The 11,703-nt window shown below is 63.8% G+C and carries 9 protein-coding genes and 1 tRNA gene; 4 read left to right on the forward strand and 6 right to left on the reverse strand.

What is annotated here, in order from left to right; genetic code table 11:
• Positions 1–209: 209 nt before the first annotated feature.
• Positions 210–284 (reverse strand) — tRNA-Gln (locus tag HOY34_RS19205).
• 75 nt (positions 285–359) lie between these two features.
• Between HOY34_RS19205 and HOY34_RS19210 the strand changes: the two genes are divergently transcribed.
• A complete protein-coding gene (locus tag HOY34_RS19210) occupies positions 360–1,562 on the forward strand; it encodes a BaiN/RdsA family NAD(P)/FAD-dependent oxidoreductase (RefSeq protein ID WP_172365857.1) in 1,203 nt (400 codons plus the stop codon).
• Positions 1,563–1,632: 70 nt separating this feature from the next.
• Here the strand turns inward: HOY34_RS19210 and HOY34_RS19215 are convergent, their stop codons facing one another.
• The gene (locus tag HOY34_RS19215) at positions 1,633–2,652 is read right to left on the reverse strand and encodes an LLM class flavin-dependent oxidoreductase (protein WP_172365859.1); all 1,020 of its coding nucleotides are present in this window, start codon (positions 2,650–2,652) and stop codon (positions 1,633–1,635) included.
• A 223-nt stretch (positions 2,653–2,875) separates the two neighbouring features.
• A complete protein-coding gene (locus tag HOY34_RS19220) occupies positions 2,876–3,535 on the reverse strand; it encodes a glutathione S-transferase family protein (protein WP_172365861.1) in 660 nt (219 codons plus the stop codon).
• A gap of 337 nt (positions 3,536–3,872) precedes the next feature.
• On the opposite strand from HOY34_RS19220, the gene ppk2 reads away from it, so the two are divergent.
• On the forward strand, positions 3,873–4,880 hold the full coding sequence (gene ppk2 / locus HOY34_RS19225) for a polyphosphate kinase 2 (RefSeq protein WP_172365863.1): 1,008 nt from the start codon (positions 3,873–3,875) through the stop codon (positions 4,878–4,880).
• Positions 4,881–4,947: 67 nt separating this feature from the next.
• A complete protein-coding gene (locus HOY34_RS19230) occupies positions 4,948–6,339 on the forward strand; it encodes an MATE family efflux transporter (protein ID WP_436645243.1) in 1,392 nt (463 codons plus the stop codon).
• On the opposite strand, the gene HOY34_RS19235 is transcribed toward HOY34_RS19230, so the two are convergent.
• The 3 genes from HOY34_RS19235 to HOY34_RS19245 form a co-directional block, all read right to left on the reverse strand.
• A complete protein-coding gene (locus HOY34_RS19235) occupies positions 6,295–8,367 on the reverse strand; it encodes a capsule polysaccharide biogenesis protein (RefSeq protein ID WP_253944557.1) in 2,073 nt (690 codons plus the stop codon). The genes HOY34_RS19230 and HOY34_RS19235 overlap by 45 nt on opposite strands.
• A gap of 7 nt (positions 8,368–8,374) precedes the next feature.
• Positions 8,375–9,511, reverse strand: a complete 1,137-nt coding sequence (locus HOY34_RS19240) for a polysaccharide biosynthesis/export family protein (RefSeq protein WP_172365865.1) — start codon at positions 9,509–9,511, stop codon at positions 8,375–8,377.
• Positions 9,512–9,601: 90 nt separating this feature from the next.
• Positions 9,602–10,891, reverse strand: a complete 1,290-nt coding sequence (locus HOY34_RS19245) for a capsule polysaccharide biogenesis protein (RefSeq protein WP_172365920.1) — start codon at positions 10,889–10,891, stop codon at positions 9,602–9,604.
• A 212-nt stretch (positions 10,892–11,103) separates the two neighbouring features.
• Between HOY34_RS19245 and HOY34_RS19250 the strand changes: the two genes are divergently transcribed.
• Positions 11,104–11,700, forward strand: coding sequence for a riboflavin synthase (locus HOY34_RS19250; RefSeq protein ID WP_172365867.1), 597 nt, complete (start codon positions 11,104–11,106; stop codon positions 11,698–11,700).
• Positions 11,701–11,703: the final 3 nt, after the last annotated feature.

Genomic DNA, 11,703 nt, shown 5'->3' on the forward strand with positions numbered 1-11,703 from the left:
GACAAGGCACGGTGGCGCGACTCCTGCCACGCGGTGCCGGGTGACCCTTACTTAGCGAATGGAAGGGGCGGGGCCGCAAGCCTCGCCCTTTCTGCATGTCGGACGAGTCGCTAAGGTGCTGAATGCACCATGTGGAACACCCACATGACTGTAACACATGACGCGAGAGGCGTCTTGCTAAGTCTTTGATTTTATGGGAATAAAACGATTGGCTGGGGCGCCAGGATTCGAACCTGGGAATGGCGGTACCAAAAACCGCTGCCTTACCACTTGGCGACGCCCCAACCGTGAGCGGGTGTTTAGCGAAGCCTTTTCCCCGCCGCAAGGGGGGATGTGAAGGAAATTTGGCAGGAGTTTAAATGGCCGAAATCTGGGATGTGATCGTGGTCGGGGCCGGGGCGGCCGGAATGCTTGCCGCGATTGAGGCCGGGCGGCGTGGGCGACGTGTTCTGGTGATTGATCACGCGGCCCAGCCGGGTGAAAAAATCCGGATCTCGGGCGGTGGGCGCTGCAATTTCACCAATACCGGCATCGGGGTTGAGAATTATCTGGGCCGCAATCCGCGTTTCGCGCTTTCGGCGCTGAAGCGGTTCACCCAATGGGATGTTGTGGCGCGGATTGATCAGGCGGGAATCGCCTGGCATGAAAAGACGCTTGGGCAGCTTTTTTGCGATGGCTCGGCGAAACAGGTTGTGGCCTGGCTGGTCGATGAGATGCGGGCGGCGGGCGTGGTGCTCTGGCTTTCGACAGAGCCGGGCGAGGTCAGCCGCGCAGGCGCAGGTTTCCGAATCGCCACGCCGCGCGGTGTCCAGGAGACGCGCTCGCTGATTCTGGCAACCGGCGGCAAGTCGATTCCGAAAATGGGGGCCAGCCCCTGGGGCTACCGGGTTGCCGAAAGCCTGGGGCTGCAGGTGACAGAGACCCGCCCCGGTCTTGTGCCGCTGACCTTTGCCGAGCAGGAGCTGGCCTGGATCAAACCGCTGGCGGGCGTTGCACTGCCGGTGCGGTTGCGGTCAGACAGCGGCGGCGTGGCCGGCGGGCGCGGTCAGTTTGATGAGGCGATGCTTTTCACTCATCGCGGCCTTTCCGGCCCGGCGACCCTGCAGGTCTCAAGCTATTGGCGCGAGGGGGAACGGATCTCGGTCGATCTGTTGCCCGCGAAAGCCCAGGCCGGGCATGGCTGGCTGCGTGAGGCGAAAAAGCGGGCCGGGCGCGGGTCTTTGACGGCGGCGCTGGCGCAGGTGATGCCAGAACGGCTGGCGAAACATCTGGGCCAGGCTGAGACCGGGCCGCTGGCCGAGATGTCTGATGCGAGGCTTGAGGCGATTGCGGCGGGTCTGCATGACTGGCAGCTGACGCCGGTCGGATCAGAGGGCTATCGCACCGCCGAGGTCACGCTGGGGGGCGTGGATACCGATGGGCTGGATGCGAAAACCCTGCAGGCAAAGGCGGTGCCGGGCCTCTATGTGGTGGGCGAGCTGGTCGATATCACCGGCTGGCTGGGCGGCTATAATTTCCAATGGGCCTGGTCATCGGGTTGGGCGGCGGGGCAGGTGGCTTAAGCCGCGCAACCGCCCGGCCCCGGATAAGGGGCCGGGCGGTTTTCTTCGCGCCAATCCTCAGCACCAACCCTCAGCGCCAACCCAGGGCGGGCGCGACGTGTTTGAGGATGTTTTCGATCACATGGGCGTTGTAATCGACGCCCAGCGTGTTCGGCACCGTCAGAAGCAGCGTATCGGCCTCGGCGATTGCCTCATCCTGACGCAGCTCTTCGATCAGCTTTTGCGGCTCGGCGGCGTAAGAGCGGCCAAAGACGGCGCGCTGATCGTCGATCACGCCGACCTGATCCTGATCCGGGCGCGACTGGCCGAAATACATCTGGTCCTGCGCCGTGGTGATCGCAAAGATCGAGCGGCTGACCGAGACGCGGGGCTCATGCTTATGGCCGGCCTCTTTCCAGGCTGCCCGGTATTTGCGGATCTGATTGGCCTGCTGGACGTGGAAAGGCTCGCCCGTCTCATCCCATTTCAGGGTCGAGCTTTGCAGGTTCATCCCCAGCTGCGCTGCCCAGATCGCCGTCTGATCCGAGGCAGCGCCCCACCAGATGCGGTTCCTCAGCCCCTCAGAATAGGGTTCCAGCCGCAAAAGGCCCGGCGGATTGGGGAACATCGGGCGCGGGTTGGGTTTGGCGAACCCCTGGCCCTCCAGCAGACCAAGGAAGGTCAGCGCGTGATCGCGGGCCAGATCCTGATCCGTTTCGCCCTCGGCGGGGGTATAGCCGAAATGCCGCCAGCCATCGATCACCTGCTCGGGCGAGCCGCGCGAGATCCCCAGCTGCAAGCGCCCGCCAGAGATCAGATCGGCGGCGCCTGCATCCTCGAACATGTAATGCGGGTTCTCATAGCGCATGTCGATGACGCCGGTGCCGATCTCGATCTTCTTCGTGCGGGCGCCAACAGCGGCCAGCAGCGGGAAGGGCGAGGACAGCTGGCGGGCGAAATGATGCACGCGGTAATAGGCACCGTCAGCGCCCAGTTCCTCGGCGGCTTCGGCCAGCTCGATCGATTGCAGCAAGACATCCTGGGCCGAACGGGTGGCAGAGCCCTGCTGGGGCGACCAGTGGCCAAAGGAAAGAAAGCCGATCTTTTTCATGGTTCAATATCCCTGATCTGGTGGCCCCGGACCAATACCGGGGCGTTGCAGCCAAGATGGGGCGGGATCAGGCAGAAAACCAGCATCAGCGATGCGCAAACTCTGTGCATCCCGGCCAGCCCCACCTGGCGCGGACGCACGATCAGACGCACGATCCGATGCACGGTCAGCGGCAAGCGATCCTGACGGCTGCCGCTGATCCGGGGTTTTCAGATAGGGGGCGTCAGACCGGCTCTGCCTCACGCCGTGCCCAGAAGGCCTGGAAGGCCGGGCGGGCCTGGCAGCGGGCCAGCCAGGCGCTGACATGGGGAAACTCGGCCAGCAGGGCGGGATACCCCTGGGCATAGCGCAGGCACTCGGCGGTATTGATATCGGCGGCGGTGAAACGATCCCCCACCAGCCAGTCATGCGCGCCAAGGTGACGCTCCAGCCGGGCCAGCGGGCGGCGCAGCTTTTCGGCGCTGACACGGATCGCGGCGCGGGTCTCGGGCAGGGTATCGCCCCCGGCCTCGACCGCCAGCAGGATCTCAAGCGCGGGCGGCTCGACTGCGGTGGCGGCGAAAAGCGCCCATTGCTCCATCAGCGACTGCTCGGCCCCATCTGCGGGGCCAAGCGGGCCGCCATAACGCCGCGCGATATGCAGGGTGATGGCCATTGATTCGGTCAGCAGCAGCCCATCATCCACCATCGCCGGAATCAGCCCCTGCGGGTTGATCGCCAGATAGTCGGGCGATGCGGTGTTCAGCGGCGCATCCGGGGATTTCGCATCCGCCAGGCGATAGGCCTGGATCACCGGAACATGGGTGAATTCGCCGCCGATCTCGGCCAACAGCCAGAGCGGGCGCGATGCGCGAGAGCGGTAGACGCCGTAAAGGGTGATCATGGCCGGGCCTCGATGCCAAAGAGAAATGCGGAATATGCGAAGGAAATGGGGCCGCAAATTCCGCGCCGATCCATAGCAGAAGCACAGAGGGATTCCACTGTTTCACGGCCTGACTGGCATAATGGGAAGGCTGTTCCCCAAATACAATCGCAGGCAGGAGGGATTTTCGCATCGTCCCCGCGCTGCAGGGGATCCGGTCCTGGCCACCAGGGCAGAACGGGATGAGGCGCGCCGAAATCTCTTTGTTTTGATGCGGATCAAGGCGGGATTGCGCGGGCGCAGTTAGGCAGGGCCATGCCCCGCAACCCTGGTTTTTGCCCGTAACAGGAGTTTTTCGATGACAACAGAGCTGCAAGCCGTCCCATCACCGGCGCCCGAGGCCTCTGCGCAGCCTGCCGCCGCGCCCGCCGCGCCCACCGCGTTCGACGGCCCGGCCCGGGGCGACAGCCTCGGCCAGCCGCGCCATTTCCCGGCGGTGACCGCCGATGAGATCCGCGAGGCCTTTGAAAGCGGGCGCTATCCCTATGGCAGGATGATGGGCCGCATCGCCTATGAGCGTGAAAAGGCGCTGTTGCAGGCCGAGTTGCTGAAGGTGCAGATCTGGGCCCAGGAGACCGGACAGAAATTCGTCCTTCTGATGGAGGGGCGCGATGCGGCCGGCAAGGGCGGCACGATCAAGCGGTTCATGGAACATCTGAACCCCCGCTATGCCCGTGTGGTGGCGCTGACCAAACCTTCCGACAAGGAAAAGGGCGAGTGGTTCTTCCAGCGCTATATCCAGCATCTGCCCACCGCAGGCGAGATCGTGTTCTTCGACCGCTCCTGGTACAACCGCGCAGGCGTTGAGCGGGTGATGGGCTTTTGCACCGCCCCCGAATATCTGGAGTTCATGCGCGAGGCCCCCGAGCTGGAGCGGATGCTGGTGCGATCCGGCATCCGGCTTTACAAATACTGGTTCTCGGTCACCCAGGATGAGCAGTTCAAACGCTTCAAAGCCCGCGAGACCGATCCGCTGAAGATGTGGAAGCTCTCCCCCATCGACAAAGCCAGCCTGGATAAATGGGAGGATTACACCCAGGCCAAAGAGGCGATGTTCTTCTATACCGATACCGCCGATGCGCCCTGGACCATCGTCAAATCCAATGACAAGAAACGCGCCAGGCTGAATTGCATGCGCCATTTCCTGGCCTCGCTGGATTATCCGGGTAAGGATCATGCGCTGGTGGGGCAGCCCGATCCGCTGATCGTTGGCTCGGCGGCGCAGGTGCTGCGGGGCAGCGGTCAGCTGCTGGAAACCGCCAGACATCCTGCGGCCCCTGCCGCCCGCCGTGCGGGCGGGGCCTGATCCGTCTGCGCTTTGCCGCACAATTGGGCCGCTTGCCCGGATTCTGACCAAAGGATAGAGGTCGGGCATGAATACGATGTCCCAGGCCCCGCGCCAGTCCTTTGCCACGCATCTGCGTGAAACCTTTATGCTGGGTCTGCCGCTGGCAGGCTCTTCCATCGCGCAGTTTTCGCTGCATGTGGTCAATACCGCGATGGTCGGCTGGTATGGGGTGGTCCAGCAAGGGGCGCTGGTGATTTCGGCCTCAAGCTTCTTCATCATCTTCGTGATCGGTTCCGGCTTTGCGCGGGCGGTGATGCCGCTGGCGGCCAATGCACGGGCGAAGGGCGATGATGCCGAGCTGCGGCGCGCCGCACGAATGGGGCTGTGGCTGTCGATCGGCTTTGGCCTGCTGGTCTATCCGCTGTTCTGGTATGCCGAGACGGTGATGCTGGCCCTGGGCCAAAATCCCGAAGTGGCGATTGAGGCGCAAAAATATCTGCGCATTGCCGGGCTTGGCATGGTGCCCGCACTGGGGGTGGCGGTGCTGCAGGCCTGGCTGGCGGCACTGGGGCGCACGCAGATCGTGCTTTGGGTGACGGTCATTGCGGTGGGGCTGAACATCATCGTCAACTGGTTCCTGATTTTCGGCAATGCGGGCGCACCAGAGATGGGCGTGGCCGGTGCCGGGGTGGCGACGCTGTTTGTGCAGGTGTTTTCACTGGTTGTGCTGGGGCTTTATGCCGGGTTTCTGCCTGCGCTGCGGCCCTTCCAGCTGTTTCGCCGTTTCTGGCGGCTGGATCTGCCGGCTTTGCGCCAGGTCTGGTGGCTGGGCCTGCCCATCGGGCTGACGGGCCTGGCCGAAAGCGGGCTGTTCCAGGCCAGCGCGATCATGATGGGCTGGATCGGCACCAGCCATCTGGCGGCACATGGCATTGCGCTTGAGATCACCGCGATGGCCTTCATGTGCCACGTCGGCCTTTCAAACGCGGCAACGATCCGGGTGGCGGCGGCCTCGGGGCGCAATGAGCCCGCTGATCTGCGGCTGGCGGCCTGGGCAGCGCTGATCCTGTCCGTGGTGATCGCGGTGGCGGTGATCCTGGTGTTCGTGAGCGTGCCAGAGCTGCTGGTGCGCCAGTTCCTGGATGCAGCCAAGCCCGATTCGGCCTTTGTGCTGGGGCTGGGGGTGACGCTTCTGACGCTGGCGGCGCTGTTCCAGCTGGCCGATGCGATGCAGGTGATGGCGCTGGGGCTGTTGCGCGGCATTCAGGATACGACGGTGCCGATGTGGCTGGCCGCGATCAGCTATTGGGTGATCGGCATCCCCGCCAGCTATCTGCTTGCCTTCGTGCTGGACTATGGCGCGGTCGGGCTGTGGGTGGGGCTGGTGATCGGGCTGGTTGCGGCAGCAGTCAGCCTGATGATCCGCTTCTGGCTACTTGCGCCAAAGCCGGGCATGGCTGGCAAAGCGGCCCTGTAACTTCGAGATCAGACGGTTCAGCCGCCCGGGATGCGGGATCTCGCCGCTGGCCAGCCGGTCAAGCGCCACCTCGACCGGGCAGGGACGGCGCGAGACAGGATCCCAATAGCGCGGATAGGCGATCAGGCTGGCATGAACCAGCTGCGCCAGATCCGGGCGCGGCAGCAGGGCACCGTCAGGGCCGCGCAGGCGACGCTTGGGGATCTCTCCCAGATCGTGGGTCAGCCCCCATCCGGCATAGAAGGGGGCGCCAAAGGTGGTGACGCGCTTGCCGCGGATCAGCGCCTCGAACCCGGTCAGAGAGGTCATGGTCCAGACCTCATCCACCTCATTCAGCGCGGCGGCGATGCTGGTGCGATCCAGCACCAGATCGGCATAATCCGCCGCCTGCTGCCTGGGCAAAGCACCGGGGCGCAGGCCCGCCTCAACGTCGGGATGCGGCTTGTAAAGGATCAGCGCGTCAGGGTTCTGCGCCCGCGTTTCCTGCAAGAGCGCCAGGTTGGTGCGCACCGCGCCTGCGCCCTTCAGGATCGACGCATCATCCTCGACCTGGCCTGGCACCAGAATGCGTGATCTCTGGTCGGTCTCACGCGAGGGAAGCGCCGGAATCGCGCCGTCTATGTTGTATTTTGTTAAATTCGCCGCCAGCAGCCGCTCGATCAGGCGGGTGGCGCGGGCATGGCCGCCAGGGGGCAGAGGGGCGGTGATCAGCGCCTCAAGACGTGAGGGCTGGCTGGGGTCGTAATAGATCCCCAGATCATCGGCGACCAGCGACAGCGGCGGCACCAGTTCCGCCCCCAGCCCACGCGAGCGCAGGAAGCCGTCTTCGACCCGCAGGGCGGGGGTGCTTAGGGCCTCGGGCTGCTGGCCCGCCCAGATCAGCAGGCTTTGCCCCTTCGCCGCGGCCGGATCCCTGATAAAACGCAGCGGCTTTTGAGCCCCGAAGAACGCCTGCAGGCGGGCGCGCTTCCACAGCCGCATGCCATAGGCGGCATGGCCATGGCGGTCCTGGCGAAAGGCCCGCAGCTCGGCCTCCATCTGATCCAGCGCCTCTTCAAAGCTGCAAAGCCGATCCCGGCAAGGATCATACCAAAGCGGCGCAAGGATCATGACGCCCGCGAAAAGCTGCGCCCGGGTAAGTTTGCGTTTGCGGCGTGAGGGCGGCGTGCGATCCTCGGTCAGGCCCCAGCCCGCATAGAAGGGCAAGCCCCAGACGCGCGGGCGATGCCCGGCCAGAATCGCCTCGAACCCCAGTTGGGATGAGACGGTGTAAACCGCGACCGCGCCTTCCAGCAGCGCATAGGGCGGGATGGCAGGGTCGGAAAAGCTGATCCCCGGCCCGTCAGGGTCGCGCAGATGTTCGGGGCCGTAATGGCCCTGGCGCAACCCATTCGCGCTTTCGGGATGGCTGCGGATCAGGATCTTTGCATGCGGCCAATCGCGGCGGGCGACCTCAAGCATCTCTTCAAACGATCCCCGATCCGCACCAGAGGCCGTGACTGAGGCATCGCCCAGCGTCTGATCGACCACCAGCACATAGCCGGGGGCGGGTGCAGGGCGTGAGAGGTCATGAAGGTTGTATTTAGACAACTCCAGCGCACGAATACGCTCTATCCCGGTCTTTGCGCGGGCCAGAATGTGCGAATTGTCTAAGGGATCAGTCGCCAGGATCCGCTCGATCCGTGAGGGATCCGAGGAGTCGAAATGGATCCCCTCGGCGTCGATCAGCAGCCCGATCGGCGCATCGCCCATTCGCCCGGGCCTGATTGAGCGGATAAAGGCATCCTCCAGTCGCACCAGCGGCCGCCCGGTTTTCGCGGCCATCCGCTCGCCGCGCCAGGCGGTCGGGCTGGCCCCCCAGACGACAATCCCGTCCTCGGGGCCGGGTTTGCCAAAGCGCAGCTCATGCCCGGCCAGTGCAAGGATCCGCTTCAGCCTGCGGTCACGCAGAAAAGAGAGGTTCTGATGAAAAAGCCGCCGTGGAACCTCCACGGCGGCCTCTGGTTTCGGATCGCGTTCGACAGCCAAGCCAGCCTCAGTTGCCGGCGGCCGAGTTCAGGCTTGCCGCCGCCCCTGCCGAGCCGGTCAGCACCGAAAGCGTTTTGTTCCACTGAACATAGGGGGCCTCGGTGACATAAACGGTGTCGCCGTCGCGGATCAGGAAGTCGCGGGCCTCAAACATGCCGGTCGGCGCGGTGAGATCCAGCACATAGACCACACGCTGATCGCCTGAGAGGTCCGAGCGCCCCAGAACCGCATTGGCAATCGCCGCCGGTTCATTGCGGAACACGAACACCCCGGTCGGATCGGCCGCCATGGTCTGCAGGCCGCCAACCGTCGCCAGCGCCTCGATGGCCGAGAGGCTTTCGCTTGCAAACGGCACCACGGTCTGGGCGCCGGTGGCACCAAGCGCGGTGAACTTGCGCTCATCCTCTTCGATCACGATACGGTCGCCCGGACGCAGGGCGATATCCATCGCCGGATTGGCCCAGAGGTCTTTCAGCCAGATCTTGCCGGTCTCACCGCCGCGCGTCACCCGCACCAAAGCGGTGGCCGGTTCAATGGCGACACCGCCTGCGCGGGCCAGCATGGCGGCCAGCGTGCGGGTCGGCTGTTCAATCGGGAAGACGCCGGGCGTCGCAACCGAGCCGTTGATCGTCACGGTCGAGCCGTCACCCGCCACACGTGCCACCTGCACCTGCGGGTCAGGCGTCTGCGCATCCAGCTTGCGGGTGATCGAGGCGCGAACCGCCTCAACCGAATTGCCCGCTGCTTTGATCCGCCCGGCATAGGGGATGAAGATAAAGCCCTGCCCGTCGACCTGGACCTCGGTCAGCTGCGAGACGCGCTGGCCGGTATTGCCCAAAAGCGGGTCGTCGCGGACGTTTTCATAGACGGTGACGGCCAGCACATCGCCCGCCGCAATCGTGTCAGACCCCAGCTTTCCGGCCTTCTGGAAGGCATCGGTGAAGCCGAAAGACGGCATCACAGCCGTGGCGCGCGTGACGCGTGAATTGACGCTTACGATGAATGCATCACCGCCCCGCAGCACTGAGCCCGCGAAGATCTCTTTCTTGTTCGGCCCTGGTCGCGGCAGACCGCAGCTTGCGGTTACTGCAACAATGGCGAGCAAGGCCAGGGCTTTCGCCCCCCTTGTGGTATGTCCGATCACTGCTCGGGCTCCTTTAGCGGATTTGCCTCAAGTTTTGCCTGCAACAATACGGAATAACACGGAAATTGAAAGTCTTTGCTTTGGAAAAAATCAGGTCACCAGCCGCAACTGTTGCCGTGGAGCCGCGTTTCCATCGGTCAATGCGTCATAGGGATCCTGCTCTGAAAGCAGCATATCCACAACCTGTCGTAGTAGCTCGCGCCGCGCACGCGAGGAGTAGAAGCCACCGGCCACCTGGCTGGTTTCCAGCAAATAATGTCGATAATCCCGATATGCGCGGGTGTCGGGGCGTTTTCCCTCGGCAAAGAACTGGCTCGCGGGCTGCGAAGAGACAAATTCAGGCTTAGAATAGACCGCGCGACCGAAGGCCCGCAGCGGCAGACCACGCCAGAGCGCCTGCTGCCCGGCGGTGGAATTGACGGTCACAGCCGAACGGGCATGGTTCAAAAGCGCCGCCAGCTTGCCGCCCCGCACGAAATGGACGCGCTTTGCGACACCGTATTTCTGCGCCAGCTGCCGGATGGTCGATTTCACCGCGACGCGCCCATCCTCCAGCGGATGCGCTTTAAAGACCAGGTGGTGATGCAATGGCGCACCCTCGGCGAAGCCCTGCATCACCAGCTCAAGAAATTCGCTCATGGTGGTGAAGGGCGAATGGTCGCGGAAGCTGGCGTCATGCTCCAGCTGCAGGATCGCCAGATGATAGGGAAAGCCGCCATAGCGGATGCGCCAGGTGGCAAGCCTGCGTTCCAGCGCGTGGAAGGGCAAGAGGAACAGCCGCTTTACATAAAGCATGAATTCCTGGCGCACCGTCAGGGCGCGATGGGGGCGGAAATTGCGATAATCCCAGAATCCGGCCCAGACGAACCAGTGATAGATCGCACCCCAGAACATATGCTGGCGCATGTCCCCCCAGCGGGCGGGGGCATCAGGCAGGTCGATATCGGTATGGGCCAGCGCCTCGCGCATTTCCGGCACGCTGGTCTCCATCAGGCGCGAATGGCCGTTCGAGCCGCCGCGCTCATAGGTGACCCAATAGGGGCGCAGATAGCCCTCTTCAAAGACATGGATCGTCAGCCCCGCCGCGCGGGCGATGGCGACCGCTTTGGCGTGGATGGGGCGGGTATCGCCGTAAAGCACAATATCGGTGATGTGTTTCTCCGCGATAAGCGCGGCGAAGGTTGCGGGCCAGTCTTCGGGGGCGCCGCGGAACGGGATATAGCTGGCGCCATCATGCCAGAGAGCCCGGTCGCCCCGGTTAAAGCCGATGCGCCAGACGGTGGCCCCAGAGCGGGACAGCATCTTCCCCAGCCGCGAGAAGAACGGCCCGTGTGGCCCTTGCAGCAGCAGGAAATTCTTCGTTTCGCCTGACCGTATCATCGCACTCAACACACTGGCTTTGGTTTTAGCGGTTTTACCAGGCACACCGCCCGCGAGCAGCAATAGCGGCTCGCTGGTCTGATGCCAATTCCGGCTTATGATTTCGCAAGGCTAGTGCGGCGATGCGGCATTATTGCGGCATGGGCGGGGCTTGTCATATCATATGAGGCGGGCATAGATCAGAAGATCATCTGGGACAAAGAGGGGCGAGCATGTTCACCGGAATCGTGACCGACATTGGCGAAATCCTGGAGCTTGAGCAGCGCGGTGATCTGCGGGCGCGAATCGCGACGTCTTGGCCGGTTACGGGGATTGATATCGGGGCCTCGATCGCATGTGAGGGCGTCTGCCTGACGGTGGTCGAAAAGGGCGACAGCCCGCGCAACTGGTTTGATGTCGAAATCAGCGCCGAGTCGGTTTCTAAAACCAATTTGGGGGGCTGGCACAGCGGCAAGCGCCTTAATCTCGAGCGGGCGCTGAAAGTTGGCGATGAATTGGGCGGGCACATTGTCTCAGGCCACGTCGATGGCGTCGCCGAGGTGGTGCGGATGGAGCCCGAGGGCGACAGCCTGCGGGTGACCTTCCGTGCGCCTGAGGCGCTGGCGAAATTCATTGCCCAAAAGGGATCGGTTGCGCTGAACGGCACGTCTCTGACGGTGAATGAGGTTGATGGCCGCGATTTCGGGGTGAACTTCATCCCTCACACCCGCAAGGTGACGACCTGGGGGCAGTTGGCTGTCGGCGACCAGATCAATCTCGAGGTGGATACCATGGCCCGCTATGTGGCGCGGCTGGCCGAGTGGAAGTGACAG

The organism is Pseudogemmobacter hezensis (genome assembly GCF_013155295.1).
Classification (GTDB): Bacteria; Pseudomonadota; Alphaproteobacteria; order Rhodobacterales; family Rhodobacteraceae; genus Pseudogemmobacter; species Pseudogemmobacter hezensis.

Bases quoted from the DNA above. Each gene is read 5' to 3' on its own strand.
- HOY34_RS19230 (WP_436645243.1), top strand. From the start codon at position 4,948: ATGAATACGATGTCCCAGGCCCCGCGCCAGTCCTTTGCCACGCATCTG.
- ppk2 (WP_172365863.1), top strand. From the start codon at position 3,873: ATGACAACAGAGCTGCAAGCCGTCCCATCACCGGCGCCCGAGGCCTCT.
- HOY34_RS19245 (WP_172365920.1), bottom strand. From the start codon at position 10,891: ATGATACGGTCAGGCGAAACGAAGAATTTCCTGCTGCTGCAAGGGCCA.
- HOY34_RS19220 (WP_172365861.1), bottom strand. From the start codon at position 3,535: ATGATCACCCTTTACGGCGTCTACCGCTCTCGCGCATCGCGCCCGCTC.
- HOY34_RS19250 (WP_172365867.1), top strand. From the start codon at position 11,104: ATGTTCACCGGAATCGTGACCGACATTGGCGAAATCCTGGAGCTTGAG.
- HOY34_RS19215 (WP_172365859.1), bottom strand. From the start codon at position 2,652: ATGAAAAAGATCGGCTTTCTTTCCTTTGGCCACTGGTCGCCCCAGCAG.
- HOY34_RS19210 (WP_172365857.1), top strand. From the start codon at position 360: ATGGCCGAAATCTGGGATGTGATCGTGGTCGGGGCCGGGGCGGCCGGA.